Origin of the sequence: Mesorhizobium sp. LMG 17147, from assembly GCF_024297145.1 — a bacterium.
In the GTDB taxonomy this organism is placed as follows: Bacteria; Pseudomonadota; Alphaproteobacteria; order Rhizobiales; family Rhizobiaceae; genus Mesorhizobium.
In genome coordinates this window covers 1-15,800 of sequence record NZ_JANCTC010000026.1, presented here as the reverse complement: position 1 = coordinate 15,800, position 15,800 = coordinate 1, and the positions used below count along the sequence as shown (strand labels likewise).

Below are 15,800 nucleotides of genomic sequence, written 5' to 3'. Positions count from 1 at the left end.
ATGCCCAATTGCCGGTTGAAATATTTTTCATTTGCAAATAGAAATGTTCAAAACGTTGATTTGGACGCTGCGGCGCGTCAGGAACTGGAGGAAGCGACATGTCCCATCCGCAATTTGCAGCGGAACTTCTGCAGCGCGCTGAACAGCAGGGGCCGATCACCATCGGGCTTGCCGGCGCCGGGCAGATGGGCACCGACATCGTCGTCCAGGTCGCGCTGATGCCGGGCATGCGGATCGGCGCCATTTCCGAAGTCAGGCCGCAGGCAGCGATCGACGCGGCGCTGCTCGCTGGCCATGACCATTCCGACATCGTTCAGGCCGGCAATGCCGCGGCGATCGACCGCGCCATCGAGGCGGGCAAGATCGCGGTGACCGAAGATTTGCATGCGCTGGCGGCGGCCGGCCGGATCGACGTCATCATCGACGCAACGGGCAATCCCAATATCGGGACGCTGTTTGCGCTCGAAGTGATGAAGAACGGCAAGCATATCGTCATGCTCAATGTCGAGGCCGACATCACCATCGGCCGCTTCCTCAAGGAGGAGGCACGCAAGGCCGGCGTCGTCTATACCGGTGCCGCCGGCGACGAGCCCGCCTGCACGCTGGAGATCATCGGCTTTGCCAAAAGCCTCGGCTTCAACATCATCGCCGCCGGCAAGGGCAAGAACAATCCGCTGAAGATCGACGCCATGCCGGCCGACTACGAGAAGGAGGCGGCCGAGCGCAACATGAATGCGCGCATGCTGGTCGAATTCGTCGACGGCTCGAAGACGGCGATCGAAATGGTGGCAATCGCCAATGCTACCGGCCTGGTGCCCGATGTGCCGGGCATGCACGGCCCGACCGCGACGCTGGAGGAGCTGGCAAGCGTGCTTTGCCCGCGCGAGGACGGCGGCGTGCTGCACCGCAAGGGCGTTGTCGATTACTCGATCGGCAAGGGTGTGGCGCCCGGCGTGTTCTGCATCATCGAAACCCGGCATCCGCGTGTGCTGGAGCGCATGATCGACCTCAAGGTCGGCCAAGGCCCCTATTTCACGATCTTCCGGCCCTATCATCTGACCAGCCTGGAAGTGCCGCTGTCGGCGGCGCGCGCGGTGGTCTACAAGCGTGCCGACATGGAGCCGCTCGACCATCCGGTCGCCGAGGCGGTGGCGGTTGCCAAGAGCGATCTCGGCGTTGGCCAATCTCTCGGCATGATCGGCGAGAACGACTATCGCGGCTTCGCCATGACCTGGGAGGATGCGCGCGCCCGCGGCGCCCTGCCGCTCGGCCTTGCCGAACGCGCCAAGGTGGTCAAGCCGCTCAAGACCGGCGACTTCCTGACCTATGAAAATTGTGTACCCGACGATTCGATGGTGATAACCCAGATCCGCCGCCGTCTCGACCAGTCAGACGGACGGTTCGCCACCAACGCGGCCTGACCCCGCCGGATCTCCGCCTGATGGAAGATGTCGTAATCGGGATCGACGCCTCGACCACGGCCGTGAAGGCAATTGCCTTCGCGCGCGACGGCGAGGAGCTGTTCCAGGCGCGCGAGCCGTACCCGCTTTCAAATCCGAAGCCCGGCCATTTCGAGCAGGACGCCGAACATTGGTGGACGGCGCTGCTTGGCGCATTGAAGCAGGTCACCGAGGCGGTCGGCGGTGCGCGGGTGGCGGCGATCTGCATCGCTCATCAGCGCGAGACCTTCACGCTGGTGGACGGCGCCGGCGAAGCACTCATCCCGGCGATCCTGTGGCTGGACGAACGCGCCCGTCCGCAGGTTATCAGGCTTTCGGCCGAACTCGGCCGCGAGGCGATCCGCGACTGGAGCGGCAAGCCGCCGGACCCGACGCCGGCACTCTACGCCATCGCCTGGCTTGCCGAGCAGCAGGCGCAAGTGCTTCGCCAGGCAGCGGCGCTGGTCGACGTGCATGGATTCTTCGTTCAGCGACTGACCGGGCGATTGGTCACCAGCACCGCAAGTGCGGATCCGCTCGGGCTGCTCGACGTCGAGAAAGGTACCTGGCATCCCCGCCTCGTTGCGGCCGCCGGACTGCAGATGGAGCAATTGCCCGAGTTGGCCGCGCCGGGCGCAATTTGCGGCGGGCTTTCCACAACCGCTGCGCAACTGACCGGCCTGAAGGCTGGCACGCCGGTTGTGGCAGGAGCCGGTGACGGGCAAGCTATGGGCCTCGGCATGGGCGTCTACGGGGAAGGCAAGAGCTATCTCTCGCTCGGCTCCGGCGTGGTCAGCGGCTGCTATTCCGGCAAGGTGAAAACCTCGGACGCTTTTCGAACGCTGGTCTCGCCGACCGGCTCCGGTTTCATGCTTGAGACCGTGCTGCGCTCGGGCATGCAGCTGGTCGACTGGATCGTTCGCACGACCGGTTCGCCATCGGCGGCAGCGCTGGAGAACGCGGCGCTGGATGTTGCTGCAGGCAGCGACGGCCTGCTCATCATGCCCTATTGGGCCGGCGTCATGAGCCCCTATTGGGACGGTGCGGCGCGCGGCGCCATTGTCGGCCTGTCGCTGGACCACCGGCCGGAGCATCTCTTCCGCGCTGTCCTGGAAGGCATCGCCTTCGAGCAGGCCGTCGCCACCGAGGCCATGGAAGCCCAGGCCGGCGGACCGGCGGCGATGATTGCCGCCGGCGGCGGCACCAATTGCGCGCTGCTCATGCAGATCATGGCAAGCGTGCTCGAGCGGCCGCTCTCGGTCTCGCCGGTCAACGAAGCCGCCGCACTCGGCGCTGCGATGCTTGCGGCAGCGGCTATCGGCTGGTTTGCCTCGCCGGAAGCCGCCGCGCAGGCAATGGCTGCCGCTCCCACCAGGCATGTCGATCCGGTCGACGGGCTTGTCGCCGCCTATCGCGACCGCAAGGCAATCTACCGCGACCTTTACCAAGCGACGCGCGATATCCATAGCCGCCTCGGCGCTCTCCGCGAAATCTAGCGGTTGAGCAGGCCCTTTGCCGCGTCTTCGTCGGTGATCAGAACCGATACCTTGGTGTTGGCGAGCGCAGCCCGCATCACCGCAACCTTCTCGCTGCCTCCCGACACCAGGATGATGCTCGGGATATCCGACAGATCCTGCAGCGGATAGGCGCAGACGCGGCGGTTGACCTCGTGGTCGACCGGGCGGCCCTCGGCGTCGATGAAATGACACAGAATATCGCCTACGGCACCGGCCGCCTGCAATTCCTCGAGTTCGCTTGGCTTGATGAAGCCATAATTGGCGATCGGGCTGTCGTTGGAAAACGAGCCGACGCTGAGCACGGCGATGTTTGCCCGGCGTGCGCGGAAGACGACGTCCTGAACGCTGCGCTGGCTCATGAAGGCGTCGCGCTGCTCCGGCCTGTCGGCATAGACCGGCACCGGCAGCAGGAAGCACTCCGCACCGATCTTTTCGGCGAAATCCCAGGCGCTTTCTGTCGGGTTGAGCGGCTGGGCATGGGTGAGGCCGCCAAGCATCGAAACCACCGTCGTCCTGGCGATGGGCCGCCGCGGCAATTCATTGATGGCGAATTTCAGTGTCCGCCCCCAGCCCAGCGCGATGACATCGCCGGCATTCACATGGTCGGCCAGGTAGGCGGCAGCGGCGTGGCCGATCATCAGCGGCGCATTGCTTCGGTCGGCTGCCGACGGCACGACCACGGCCTGGCTGAGCCCGAACCGCTGCTTCAGGCTTTCCTCCAAAATCACGCATTCGACGACGCTGTCACGGATGCGAAACTGGACGACCCCCTCTTCGCGGGCGGCGGAGAGAATGCGATGCACCTTGATGCGGCCGACGCCAAGAATTTCGGAAATCCGTTCCTGTGTAAGACCCTCGACGTAATAGTGCCAGGCGGCCCGGGCCTTGAGTTCGGCGTCGGGGAAGCGCGAGGCTCTTTCGTTCTCTACGATCGTCATCTGTTTGCCTTGCCGCAGCCGCCGGCTCTGCTCATGAAATTCCAATCCGGCGACTTCGAAATGCCCAAGATTTCGGAGACCTTGCGTAAGCCAATCCGGCGGACAGCGCAAACCCGTCCTCGAATGAAGCGGCAGGCCTTGACAATTTTCCGACGAACAGTTTAGCTGAACAAAATTGCATGTTAAAGATAAATTGTTCACAGGGAGGAGCCTGGTGAGCAAAGTGGCCCGGTGATGCAGCGCCGGATTGCTGTGGAGGAGACAAAGTGGCTGTGAGCAACGACACAAGCAATTTGAAGGCAGGCGAGTTGAAGGCAGGCTCTGGCGCGCAGGCTACCGCGGGCGCAAGGTTTTCAGCTGTCTTTGCCGGAACCATGGGTCCGCTGATCGGGCTGGTTCTGCTGTGCCTGGCGCTCTCGCTGACCACCGACACGTTCCTGACCATCCGCAACATCCTCAACGTGCTCGACCAGGTCACCGTGCTCGGCATCATGGCGATCGGCATGACGCTGGTCATCCTGATCGGCGGCATCGACCTGTCCGTCGGCTCGGTGCTGGCACTGGCTTCCATGGTGATGGGCTTCGTCGCCCATCCGGACTATCTCAATCTCGGCCTGCCCGCCGGCATCGCCGCGGCCCTCGTCGTCGCCGGTCTTTGCGGCCTGGTTTCGGGCCTGCTGGTCACGATCACCAAGCTGCCGCCCTTCATCGCCACGTTGGCGATGATGTCGGTGGCGCGCGGTCTCGCCAACATGATCACCGACGGCTCGCAGATCGTCGGCTTTCCCGACTGGTTCACCAGCCTGTCGATCATCCGCCATTTCGGCTTCCTCTCGGTCACCGTCGGGCTGATGATCGTGCTTGCCGTCATTTTCGCGATCTTCCTCAACTACCGCGCCACCGGCCGCAGCCTGTACGCAATCGGCGGCAGTGCCGAAGTCGCCCGGCTGTCCGGCATACCGGTCAAGTCGCTGACGAACTGGGTCTATGCGATCTGCGCCGTGCTGGCCGGTCTCGCCGGCATCGTGCTTGCCGCGCGGCTCGATTCCGTCCAGCCGAGTTCCGGCCTCGGCTACGAACTCGACACCATCGCGGCGGTAGTGATCGGCGGCGCCAGCCTGTCGGGCGGCGTCGGCTCGATCGGCGGCACCGCCATCGGCGTCCTCATCATCGGCGTGCTGCGCAACGGGCTGAACCTGCTCGGTGTCTCGCCCTTCATCCAGCAAGTGGTTATCGGCGTGGTGATCGCGCTGGCGGTGGCCACCGACACCTGGCGGCGCCGAGCACAATGAAGAATGGGCACAATGAAGAATGGGGCTCAATGAGATTCACCCGGATATTCGGGCGAAAACGGATCGGTGATCCGAAACTGGGAGTTGTTCGGCCAAGGGGCGCCGCGATGCGCGGGCAGGACAGATTGAACATCAACGGAGGAATAACATGCTGACCAAACGTTCATTGCTGCTTGCCGCCGCGGCCGTCATCCCGCTGCTTGGCCTGTCCGATATGGCCTCGGCCAAGGAGGCCAAGAAGCTCGGCCTCGCCGTCGCCAATCTGCAGGCCGACTTCTTCAACCAGATCAAGCAGTCCGTCGAAGCCTATGGCAAGGAAAAGGGCATAGAGGTCGTTACCGTCGATGCCAAGGGCGATTCGGCGACCCAGGTCAGCCAGGTGCAGGACCTGATCACGCAAAACATCGACGCGCTGATCTACATTCCGGCCGGCGCCACCGCCGCCACCGTGCCGACCAAGACGGCCAAGGCGGCCGGCATCCCAGTCATCAATGTCGATCGCAACGCCGACGGCGCACCCGGCGACACCTTCATCGCCACCAACAGCGTGGCATCGGCCAAGGCGGTTTGCGACTACATCGCCAAGCAGGCCGGCGGCAAGGGCGAGTTGATCATCATCCACGGCCAGAAGGGTACGACGCCCGAGGTCGATCGCTCGAAGGGCTGTGGCGAAGCATTGAAGGGCTATCCCGACATCAAGGTGGTCGGCGAATTGTGGAGCGAAGGCTGGCACCAGGACGAAGGCTTCAAGCTGACGCAGGATCTGTTGCAGTCGCATCCGGATGTGTCGATCGTCATCGGCCAGGCCGACGCGCTGGCGCTCGGTGCGGCGCAGGCGGTAAAAGTCGCAAATCCCGGCCACAAGGTCTGGGTTGCCGGCTTCGACGGCGACGTGGCGGCGCTCAAGGCACTGAAGGACGGCGTCTTCGACGTGACGGCAACGCAGCAGACGCAAGGCATGGGCCGGCTTGCCGTCGACGCGGCAATCAAGCTGGTGGCCGGCGAGACCATTCCCGCCGAACAGCTGCAGGATGCGACTTTGACCACCAAGGACAATGTCGAGCAGTTCATCGCCAAGCATCCTTGATTGAGACCAGTCCGGCAGTCAGCGAGCGCAACGATGTCCACCGATCCTCGCCATACGCACAGCCCCCATAACGGGCTCGTCGTCAGCGGCCTCTGCAAGAGCTACGGGCCGGTGCAGGTCCTGGCCGATGCGAGCTTCGAGGTGCGGCCGGGCGAGGTCGTGGCGCTGCTTGGCGAAAACGGCGCCGGCAAGTCGACCGTCTCGAACATCATCGCCGGGTCGACGAAACCCGATGCCGGCACCATCACCTGGCGGGGGAACCCTTATTCCCCCGCCAATCCTGCCGCGGCGATCGACGCCGGCATCGGCATGATCCACCAGGAGCTGAAGCTCTTGCCCGATCTGTCGGTCGCCGAAAACGTCTATGTGGGGCGCCTGCCGATGCGCGGCGGCCGCATCGATCGCACGGCAATGAATGCACGGGCATCGGCCCAGTTGAAGCGCCTCGGCCTCGATGTCTCACCCGAGCGCAAAGTGCGCACGCTGCGTATCGCCGCCCAGCAGCAGGTCGAAATCGCCAAGGCGCTGACGCTCAATGCCGAGTTGCTGATCTTCGACGAACCGACGGCCGCCCTTGGCGGCGAGGAAACGGAGCTCCTGTTCCAGCAAATCCGCAAGCTCAAGGCGGAAGGCATGTCCTTCATCTATATCAGCCACCGGCTGGACGAGATCGCCCAAATCGCCGACCGCGTGGTGGTGATGCGCGACGGACGCATCGTCGCCCGGCACGAGCGCGCCGACGTTCCGGTGCGCACCGTGGTCGAGCAGATGGTCGGCCGCAGCGTCGAGCGGATGTTCCCTACGGTATCGGCGCCGGGCAACGACACGCTGCTCGAAGTCGAGAACCTGTCCTCGCCGGAACGCAGCTTTCAAAATGTCAGCTTTTCAGTGCGGGCCGGCGAAATCCTCGGCATTGCCGGGCTGATCGGCGCCGGACGCACGGAGCTGGTGCGGGCGATCGCCGGTGCCGATCCGATCTCATCGGGTTCGGTGCGCGTCGCCGGCAAGCCGGTGCATCTCAATGGCCCGGCGGCGGCGATCACGGCCGGCGTCGTTCTCGTACCGGAAGACCGCAAGGCGCAAGGCGTGGTGCTCGACCAGACGATCGGCGAGAACCTGGCGATCGGCAATTTCGACCATGTCGCGCCGAATGGCTGGGTGTTCCCGAAGGCGGTGCAGAAATTCGCCGAGGCCGGCATTCGCCGGCTCGGCGTCAAGGGCCGGCCGAACCAGGCGGTCAGCAAGCTCTCCGGCGGCAACCAGCAGAAGGTGATCATCGCCAAATGGGTGTCGCGCCCGCCCAAGGTGTTCATCCTAGACGAGCCGACGCGCGGCATAGACGTCGGTGCACGCGCCGCGATCTATGATGTCATCGCCGACCTTGCCCGTTCCGGCATGGCGGTGGTGGTGGTGAGTTCCGACCTCGAGGAAGTGCTCGGCCTGTCGCATCGCGTGCTGGTGCTGAGCCGCGGCCGGCAACGCGGCATTCTCGACCGCAACGAAGCGAGCAATGTCGCCGTGATGGAACTCGCCACGAGCTAGGACGGCCCATCGAAACAAAGCGCAGCAGGTGGTATCCTCCCGGGCACCAGACCGCGCGGGGCGCCAGCAACAGAGTTGGCGCCCCTTTATTTCCGGAGGACGGCGGTTGGAACAGAGGGACCGACGATGAAACTATTCGAACTTCATGGTGACGTGGCACTTGTTACGGGCGCCGGCAGCGGCATCGGCCAAGCAATCGCCATCGGCTTGGCCGAGGCCGGCGCCGACATAGCCTGCTTCGGCCACGCCTCCAAAGGCGGGCTGGAGGAGACCGCGCACCGGATCACGGCACTTGGCCGCAAGGCGCTGGTGCTGAACGGCACGGTGACGTCAGAGGCCGATCTCGCGGCCGCGATCGAGCGTACGGAGAAGGAACTCGGCGCGCTGACGGTCGCCGTCAACAATGCCGGCGTCGCCGGAGCTGAGCCGGCCGAGACGCTGTCGCTGGAGAAATGGCAGAAGCTCTACGACGTCAATGTCAGCGGCGTGTTCCTGTCCTGCCAGGCCGAGGCCCGCGCCATGCTGACGCGGCGCAAAGGCTCGATCATCAACATCGCCTCGATGTCGGGCTCGATCGTCAATCGCGGCCTGACCCAGGCGCATTACAATTCGTCGAAGGCCGCGGTCATCCACATGTCGAAGAGCCTGGCCATGGAATGGGCCGATCGCGGCCTGCGGGTCAATGTCGTCAGCCCCGGCTACACGCTGACGCCGATGAACAAGCGGCCGGAGGTCGCCGACCAGGTCAAAATCTTCGAGCGCGACACCCCTATGGGCCGCATGGCGGCGCCGGAAGAGATGGTCGGCCCGACCGTGTTCCTGGCCAGCCGCGCCTCGAGTTTCGTCACCGGCATCGACCTGATCGTCGATGGCGGCTTCGTCTGCTGGTAGGAGAAAAGATGCAGAAGCGATTCCAGGGAAAAACGGCGGTCATCACCGGCGCCAGCGGCGGCATTGGGGCGGCAATGGCCAGGCGCTTCGCCGCGGAAGGTGCCGCGGTCGTCATCAGCGCCATCGACGCGCGCGTCGATGAGGTTGCCGCCGACCTGAAGGCTGCGGGCGCCAGGGTCGCATCGCTGCGCATGGACGTGACCAGGAAGGACGAAGTCGTCGCCCTCTATGACCTGGCCGAGCAACAGTTCGGCCGCGTCGACATCTCCATACAGAATGCCGGTGTCATCACAATCGCCAGGGTCGAGGCGATGACAGAGGCCGAATGGGACAAGGTGATGGCGGTCAACACCAAGGGCGTGTTCCTGTGTTGCCAGGAGGCGATCGCGCGCATCCGCAAGCATGGCGATGGCGGCCGGCTGATCAACACCGCATCCGGCCAGGCGCGGCAGGGCTTTATCTACACGCCGCATTATGCTGCCTCGAAATTCGGCGTCGTCGGCATCACCCAGAGCCTCGCCAAGGAAGTGGCAAAGGAGAAGATCACCGTCAACGCGATCTGCCCCGGCATCATCGACACCGACATGTGGGCCTATAACGACGCCGCGTGGGGCAAGCTGATGGGCGATTACAAGCCCGGCGAACTGATGGCCGAATGGGTGAAGAACATCCCGATGGGCCGCGCCGGCAGCGGCGAGGATGTCTCCGGCCTGGTCAGCTTTCTCGCCAGCGACGATGCGGCCTACATCACCGGCCAGACCATCAATGTCGATGGCGGCCTGATCATGTCGTGAGGATACTCGGGCGGCAGTGCCCTGTCCGAATTGCATGACCGTGACGGCATAATGCGTTGCGAGGCATGAATGTTGGTATATATAATTTCATCCCATGAAACGGCTCCGGCGAGATGGGTTCGCCAGGCCGACAGCTGAGATCATGGGACCTTGATGGCTCGCACCTTTCAGAGCGCCGCCAGACCGGCGATCGATCCGCGGACTGCCTTGGCAGCAATCCATCAGCAGCCATGACACGGTCCCCTCCGGCACATCTTCACAAAATTGGGCATCATCCGCTCTGCGCCGCTTCAGCGCCGGTAGCAATCTGGCGCCAACGCCCTTGCGCAACGACCAGCTTTTCCAACACAATCAAAAAAAGACGCAAGAAGGGAACGAACGATAACTTCACCAGAGCTTGACAGGAGAACAAGCATGTCACTTCGGAACATGATTTCGCGTTTCTCAATGGGAGCCTTAATACTTACCGCGGCGAGCGCGCTGACGTCTTCGGCCTATGCGGCAGCGCCGGAATCCAACGACCCGATCAAAATCGCGCTGTTCGACTGGACCAGCGTCAATCTGAACGCCAAGATCCTCGGCGGCATCCTCGAAAAGCTCGGCTACACCGTCGAGTATCCGACCGCCGACTATCTCTCCAGCCTGACCACCGGCCTGACCAATGGCGACATCGATGTCGGCCTGGAATTCTGGGACACGACGGCCGGCGAGGCGATGAAGGCCTCGGACGCGACGGGCCAGACCGAACGCCTCGGCAAGCTCGGACCCAAGGCCAAGGAAGAATGGTGGTTTCCCGAATATATGAAAGAGAAATGCCCCGGCCTGCCTAACTGGGAAGCGCTGAAAGACCCGAAATGCGCCAAAGCGTTCTCGACCGCCGAAACCGCGCCGAAGGGACGCTATCTCGGCGGACCCGTGACATGGGAAGGTTTTGATGACGAACGCGTCGAGGCGCTGAAACTGCCCTTCACCGTCATCCATGCCGGCACCGATGCGGCGATGTTCGCCGAACTGGACTCGGCCTATCAGCGCAAGGCGCCGATCATGCTGTGGATCTATTCGCCGCATTGGGCGCCGGCTAAATACAAGGGCGAATGGGTCGAATTCCCCGACTATACGCCGGAATGCTACAACGACCCGAAATGGGGCGTGAACCCAGATGCCAAATATGACTGCGGCAAGCCGCATGGCGAGATCTGGAAATATTCCTGGGCCGGCATGAAGGACAAATGGCCGGTCGCCTACAAGGTCGCGAAAAACTACACGGTCGATACCGACGAGCTCAACAAGATGAGCGGCGAGATCGATCTCGAAGGCAAGACGCCGGAAGACGTCGCCGCCGCTTGGATCGCCGCCCACGAAGCCGACTGGAAAGCCTGGGCCGAGTGACCGTCTGACTGGAAACGCGACGACCCGGCCACTCAGGGCCGGGTCCCCTATTCCAGAAGGACGGTTGAATGAGCGATACGATTGAACAGGCGGCGAAAGCGGGCAACGATGCACGCCCGATAAAACTTGCCTGTCGCAATGTCTGGAAGCTGTTTGGCGCGGACGCGGCCAATTTCATCCGCCGGCGCGACGGCAAGGCCAGCATGACGGACATCGCCGCGGCCGGACTGGTTGGGGCGGTGCGCGCCGTCGATCTCGAAATCCGCCAGGGCGAGATCTTCATCATCATGGGACTTTCGGGGTCAGGCAAGTCGACGCTGGTGCGCTGCATGTCGCGGCTGATCGAGCCGACCCACGGCAAGGTCGAGTTTGAAGGCAAGGACCTGCTCAAGATTTCCGATGCCGCGCTGATCGAGCTGCGACGCCACCGTATGGGCATGGTGTTCCAGAATTTTGCCTTGCTGCCGCATCTCAACGTACTGGAGAACATCGCCTTTCCCTTGGGCATCCAGGGACAGGACCGGCCGACGCGCGAGGCGCGCGCACGGGAAGTGATCGAGCTGGTCGGCTTGCGCGGCCGCGAGCATTTCTATCCGCGCGAGCTTTCCGGCGGACAACAGCAGCGTGTCGGCATCGCCCGCAGCCTCGCCACGAAGCCGGAAATCTGGTTCCTCGACGAGCCGTTCTCGGCCCTCGATCCGCTGATCCGCCGTGAGATGCAGGACGAGCTGATGCGGCTGCAGACCATGCTGCACAAGACCATCGTCTTCATTACCCATGATTTCGACGAGGCCATCCGGCTGGCCGACCGGATCGCCATCATGAAGGACGGCGAGGTCATCCAGATCGGCACGCCGGAAGAGCTGGTGGTCAACCCGGCGACCGACTACGTCGCCGAATTCACCCGCGATGTCGATCGCGCCAAGGTGATATCGGCGCGCAGCCTGATGCGCGCCTGCGACGGCGCCGAGTACGGCGGCACGGTCGCGCCGGATGCCAAGATATCAAGTTTTTCGGCTGATATCGTCTCTGCCGGCAAGCCCTTCGCGGTGGTCAACGGCACCGGCAAGCCGATCGGCTTAGTCACGCCGCAGGTGGTGATCGATCTTCTCGCCGGCATAGAACGTCGTGGGGCCGGCGCATGACGGTCACGGCAAGCGCCAGCGCAGCGAGGCCCCGGCCGGTTCAAACCTGGCTGGCGATCTGGGCCTGCGCGCTCGCCGCCGTGCTTATCGTCTTCCTGCTGCAGGAAAGCCTGCCCTGGGCGGTCAATTACCCGGCCGGCGCGATCGTTCCTGTCGCAGACTGGGTCGGTGCGCTGATGAACTGGGTGAAGTCGAACTTCTCCTGGCTGACCCGCTCGATCACCGCGGTGCTCGGCGTGCCGCTCGATTTCGCGCTCGGTCTTCTGGCCAAGAATTTCAAGATCGGCCATGGCGCGGAAATGATCGTGTTGCCGCGCCTGTCCTGGGTCGGCATCTGCGCTGCCGCCTACCTTGCCGGACGCGCCGCCGGCGGCTGGAAACTGGGTGCGCTGGTCGGCGGCTGTTTTCTCTACATCGCGCTGTTCGGGCAGTGGACCAGCGCCATGCTGACGCTGGGCTTAATCTCGATCGCCGTGCCGTTTTGCATTGTCACCGGGCTGTTCGCCGGCATCTGGGCATGGCGCAAGCCTTGGGTGGAGAGGCTGTTGATCTCCCCTGCCCTCGATCTGATGCAGACGATCCCGACCTTCGCCTATCTCATCCCGATGCTGCTTCTTTTCGGCAACAGCCCGGTCTCGGCAATGATCGCGACGGCAATTTTCGCGACGCCGCCAATGGTGCGGGCGACGATGCTCGGCCTGTCGCGGGTGCCGTCGGAGATCGACGATTTCAGCGAGATGGCCGGCTGCACGGCACGGCAGAAGCTGTGGCGGGTGCTGTTGCCGTCGGCACGGCCGACATTGATGGTCGGCGTCAACCAGGTCATCATGCTGGCGCTCAATATGGTGATCATCGCCTCGATGATCGGCGCCGGTGGGCTCGGCTATGACGTGCTTTTGGCGTTGCGCGCGCTCAAGGTCGGCGAGGCGATGGAAGCTGGCCTCGCCATCGTCGCACTGGCGATTGCACTCGACCGGCTGAGCCAGGCGATCGCCCACAATCACGCCAAGGGCAATGTCCGCCATCAGGCCGGCACCAGCTTCTGGCGGCGTTATCCCAATCTGACGCTGGCCGTCGCCATTCTCGCCGTCACCACGCTGCTCGGCCTGTTCGTGCCGGCCTTCGCCGCGATGCCGAAGGCGATCACCTTAACCACCGCGCCTTTGTGGAAGGCGGCGGTCAACTGGATCACCATCAACTTCTTCGACACGATCGAAGCGTTCCGCGTGGCGCTTATCCTCAACGTGCTGAACCCGGTGCGCGCCTTCTGCGAGAGCTTTCCGTGGCTGGGCGCGGTTTGTCTCCTTGGCCTTGCCGGATACCAGCTCGGCGGCTTGCGTCTCGCCGCCCTGGTCGCGGCTTTGACAGCGTTCTGCGCCGTCACCGGCCTTTGGGAAAAGACCATGGCGACGGTCTATTTGTGCGGCATCTCGGCCTTTATCGCTTGCCTCATCGGCATTCCGATCGGGCTGATGGCATCGCGCAGCGACCGCTTCGAAAAGACCGTCACGCCGGTCATCGACACGCTGCAGGTGCTGCCGTCGTTCTGCTTCATCATTCCGGTGGTGATGCTGTTCAGGGTCGGCGACGTCACCGCGATGATCGCCACGGTCGCCTTCGCCGTGGTGCCGGCGATCCGCTACACCAATCACGGCATTCGACAGGTGCCGCCGGCGCTGATCGAGGCGGCGAAGGTGTCCGGCTGCACCAGGCGGCAGACCTTCTTTCGCGTGCAGCTGCCGCTGGCGCTTCCAGAGATCATGCTTGGCGTCAACCAGACAATCCTGATGGCACTGGCGATGATCATCATCTGCGCCATGGTCGGCACGCGCGATCTCGGCCAGGAGGTGTTCATCGCGCTGTCCAAGGCCGATTCCGGCCGCGGCATTGTCGCCGGCCTGGCCATTGCCTTCATCGGCATCGTCGCCGACCGGCTGTTCAACGCCTGGACGGCGAAGGCTCGCGCAAGGCTGGGATAGTCCGGAATAGGACGGCCTCAGGAAGCTGCCGCCAAGCGCGCCGCTAACGAGGCACCGATCCCTACGCCTAAAGATATAGCCATTCGGGATGATTGCTCGCTGTTACCTCACATCGTACGGCTGTCATCGGACGGGCAGGCTCAACAGGAGAGCGAACAATGGCTATACGCGTTCCCTTTACTCCCGGTGATCTAGTAGATCGTCAACGGGGCGCCGATGACGTCCTCGCAGGCGATCTAAATACAAACATCTTAATCGGCGATGCTGGCGGCAGCCTGCTCGATTTCTCAAGAGGCGGCAACGACACCTTCACGGGGCCGCCATCCTCCACCACCACTGCGTACGGAGATGCCGGCGAGGATGGCTCGGACCACAGCAAGGGCGGCAACGACACTTTCACAGGCGCCTCGCTAGGCACGTACATCTTCTACGGTGACGTCGGCGGCAACATGTTCGTCCATGCTCTGGGCGGAGACGACAGTTTTAGAGCCGAGGGCGACTCCTCCAACACTTTTTACGGCGATGCCGGCGGCGATATGTCGGACCACAGCAAGGGCGGCAACGATACGTTGAGCAGTGAAGTGGGTAGACGGGTAGACAACACGTTCTACGGTGACGCCGGCGGCAACATGTTCGGCTTTGCTCAAGGCGGCGACGACATTTTCGTGACCAGCACTCGACAAGGAGCCGATCACACCTTTTACGGTGACGCGGGCGGCGAGATGTCCGGCCATGGCAAGGGCGGCAACGACACCTTCCAGGGGCTCGATAGAAGCCAATAACATTTTCTACGGTGACGCGGGCAGCAACATGTCCGGCAATGCGCAAGGCAGCGACGACAATTTCACGAGCAGGACCGACTCCTTCAACACTTTCTACGGCGATGCCGGCGGCGATATGTCGGCCTACAGCAAGGGTGGCAACGATACCTTCACGGGTAGCTTCTTTTCCACCAACACCTTCTTCGGTGACGCCGGCGGCAACATGTCTGACCATGCTCAGGGCGGCGACGACCACTATACGGACACGGGTGGGGAGATCGGGAGCAAAACTCTTTATGGCGATGCGGGCGGTGATCTTTCCGGTTTCGCCGCGGGCGGCAACGACACTTTCACGAGCGCGGGTGGCTCGGAGATAACGTTCTACGGCGACGCGGGCGGCAGTATGTTCGATCACGCGCTTGGGGGCGACGACGTGGCCGTGTTGCAAGGCACTCATAATTTGGGGTATGGCGATGCGGTCACGATGCTCGGCAGCGCTGTGGGCGGCAATGATACCCTGACTGGCGGGGACAAAAGCGCCTTCCCTGATGTTCTAAACGAGTTATACGGCGACGCGCGCGCTATGTCCGGTTCCGCCCAGGGCGGCAACGACATTCTTACCGGGGGCCACAACAGCGAAAGCGGCCAGGTCCGTAACTTCCTGTGCGGCGACGCTCTACAAATGTCCGGTTCGGCCAAGGGCGGAAACGATACCCTGTACGCCGGGAGCGCGGCACCCGGCTGCACGGTCATCAATGACATGTGGGGCGACGGGCAACTGAGCGAGTTGGCTCAGGGCGGCAAAGACCAATTCATATTCAAGGACGATGGTTCAATGACGGTCGGAACCCAAAACACCATTTACGACTTCAGCCAGACCCAAGGCGACACTATCGTGTTTAGAGTCTTTCACGTTTTGACGGAAGCGTAGCCGGCGTTTGCGAAGTAGTTGTTGCATTCGGTTGCCTCGATCGTTTCAACGAGGTGGCCGATGTGGCGCCAAGTGTCCTCGGCGGTACGCTTCTG

General features: G+C 63.3%; 13 protein-coding genes and 1 pseudogene. 12 read left to right on the top strand and 2 right to left on the bottom strand.

The genetic code is table 11. The features are described 5' to 3' along the window. Positions 1 to 98 precede the first annotated feature (98 nt). Complete coding sequence (locus tag NMG46_RS27060) at positions 99 to 1,421, top strand: NAD(P)H-dependent oxidoreductase (protein ID WP_254820384.1); 1,323 nt, start codon at positions 99 to 101, stop codon at positions 1,419 to 1,421. Positions 1,422 to 1,441: 20 nt separating this feature from the next. Further along, complete coding sequence (locus NMG46_RS27055) at positions 1,442 to 2,935, top strand: FGGY-family carbohydrate kinase (protein ID WP_254820383.1); 1,494 nt, start codon at positions 1,442 to 1,444, stop codon at positions 2,933 to 2,935. Here NMG46_RS27055 and NMG46_RS27050 read toward each other — a convergent pair. After that, a complete protein-coding gene (locus NMG46_RS27050) occupies positions 2,932 to 3,894 on the bottom strand; it encodes a sugar-binding transcriptional regulator (protein ID WP_031211026.1) in 963 nt (320 codons plus the stop codon). The two genes, NMG46_RS27055 and NMG46_RS27050, sit on opposite strands and share 4 nt — an antisense overlap. A 266-nt stretch (positions 3,895 to 4,160) precedes the next feature. Here NMG46_RS27050 and NMG46_RS27045 point away from each other — a divergent pair, with 266 nt between their 5' ends. The 10 genes from NMG46_RS27045 to NMG46_RS27000 all read left to right on the top strand — a co-directional run bounded on the left by NMG46_RS27045 (position 4,161) and on the right by NMG46_RS27000 (position 15,705). Beyond that, a complete protein-coding gene (locus NMG46_RS27045) occupies positions 4,161 to 5,186 on the top strand; it encodes an ABC transporter permease (RefSeq protein ID WP_254820382.1) in 1,026 nt (341 codons plus the stop codon). A gap of 148 nt (positions 5,187 to 5,334) precedes the next feature. Then, positions 5,335 to 6,273, top strand: a complete 939-nt coding sequence (locus NMG46_RS27040; RefSeq protein ID WP_254820381.1) for a sugar ABC transporter substrate-binding protein — start codon at positions 5,335 to 5,337, stop codon at positions 6,271 to 6,273. A gap of 33 nt (positions 6,274 to 6,306) precedes the next feature. Further along, the gene (locus tag NMG46_RS27035; RefSeq protein ID WP_254820380.1) at positions 6,307 to 7,815 is read left to right on the top strand and encodes a sugar ABC transporter ATP-binding protein; all 1,509 of its coding nucleotides are present in this window, start codon (positions 6,307 to 6,309) and stop codon (positions 7,813 to 7,815) included. Between the two features lie 126 nt (positions 7,816 to 7,941). Beyond that, entirely contained in the window at positions 7,942 to 8,706 is a 765-nt protein-coding gene (locus tag NMG46_RS27030; protein ID WP_254820379.1) for an SDR family oxidoreductase, read from the top strand. Between the two features lie 8 nt (positions 8,707 to 8,714). Beyond that, positions 8,715 to 9,500 carry an SDR family oxidoreductase gene (locus NMG46_RS27025; RefSeq protein ID WP_254820378.1) on the top strand — a complete coding sequence of 262 codons (786 nt, stop codon included), beginning with the start codon at positions 8,715 to 8,717 and terminating at the stop codon, positions 9,498 to 9,500. A 414-nt stretch (positions 9,501 to 9,914) separates the two neighbouring features. After that, entirely contained in the window at positions 9,915 to 10,889 is a 975-nt protein-coding gene (locus NMG46_RS27020; RefSeq protein WP_254820377.1) for an ABC transporter substrate-binding protein, read from the top strand. Between the two features lie 68 nt (positions 10,890 to 10,957). Then, positions 10,958 to 12,034, top strand: a complete 1,077-nt coding sequence (locus tag NMG46_RS27015; RefSeq protein WP_254820376.1) for a glycine betaine/L-proline ABC transporter ATP-binding protein — start codon at positions 10,958 to 10,960, stop codon at positions 12,032 to 12,034. Beyond that, positions 12,031 to 14,013 carry a proline/glycine betaine ABC transporter permease gene (locus NMG46_RS27010; protein ID WP_254820375.1) on the top strand — a complete coding sequence of 661 codons (1,983 nt, stop codon included), beginning with the start codon at positions 12,031 to 12,033 and terminating at the stop codon, positions 14,011 to 14,013. The genes NMG46_RS27015 and NMG46_RS27010 overlap by 4 nt, the downstream gene beginning before the upstream one ends. Before the next feature lie 158 nt (positions 14,014 to 14,171). Further along, entirely contained in the window at positions 14,172 to 14,795 is a 624-nt protein-coding gene (locus NMG46_RS27005) for a hypothetical protein (protein WP_254820374.1), read from the top strand. Beyond that, positions 14,746 to 15,705, top strand: a complete 960-nt coding sequence (locus tag NMG46_RS27000; protein ID WP_254820373.1) for a hypothetical protein — start codon at positions 14,746 to 14,748, stop codon at positions 15,703 to 15,705. Before NMG46_RS27005 ends, NMG46_RS27000 begins: the two co-directional genes overlap by 50 nt. On the opposite strand, the pseudogene NMG46_RS26995 reads toward NMG46_RS27000, so the two are convergent. Further along, a pseudogene (locus NMG46_RS26995) lies at positions 15,684 to 15,800 on the bottom strand (IS630 family transposase); the annotation flags it as partial. The gene NMG46_RS27000 and the pseudogene NMG46_RS26995 sit on opposite strands and share 22 nt — an antisense overlap.

Coding starts and splice junctions, on each gene's coding strand:
- NMG46_RS27010 (WP_254820375.1), top strand. CDS start 12,031: ATGACGGTCACGGCAAGCGCCAGCGCAGCGAGGCCCCGGCCGGTTCAA.
- NMG46_RS27040 (WP_254820381.1), top strand. CDS start 5,335: ATGCTGACCAAACGTTCATTGCTGCTTGCCGCCGCGGCCGTCATCCCG.
- NMG46_RS27015 (WP_254820376.1), top strand. CDS start 10,958: ATGAGCGATACGATTGAACAGGCGGCGAAAGCGGGCAACGATGCACGC.
- NMG46_RS27055 (WP_254820383.1), top strand. CDS start 1,442: ATGGAAGATGTCGTAATCGGGATCGACGCCTCGACCACGGCCGTGAAG.
- NMG46_RS27030 (WP_254820379.1), top strand. CDS start 7,942: ATGAAACTATTCGAACTTCATGGTGACGTGGCACTTGTTACGGGCGCC.
- NMG46_RS27050 (WP_031211026.1), bottom strand. CDS start 3,894: ATGACGATCGTAGAGAACGAAAGAGCCTCGCGCTTCCCCGACGCCGAA.
- NMG46_RS27060 (WP_254820384.1), top strand. CDS start 99: ATGTCCCATCCGCAATTTGCAGCGGAACTTCTGCAGCGCGCTGAACAG.
- NMG46_RS27025 (WP_254820378.1), top strand. CDS start 8,715: ATGCAGAAGCGATTCCAGGGAAAAACGGCGGTCATCACCGGCGCCAGC.
- NMG46_RS27005 (WP_254820374.1), top strand. CDS start 14,172: ATGGCTATACGCGTTCCCTTTACTCCCGGTGATCTAGTAGATCGTCAA.
- NMG46_RS27035 (WP_254820380.1), top strand. CDS start 6,307: ATGTCCACCGATCCTCGCCATACGCACAGCCCCCATAACGGGCTCGTC.
- NMG46_RS27000 (WP_254820373.1), top strand. CDS start 14,746: ATGGCAAGGGCGGCAACGACACCTTCCAGGGGCTCGATAGAAGCCAAT.
- NMG46_RS27020 (WP_254820377.1), top strand. CDS start 9,915: ATGTCACTTCGGAACATGATTTCGCGTTTCTCAATGGGAGCCTTAATA.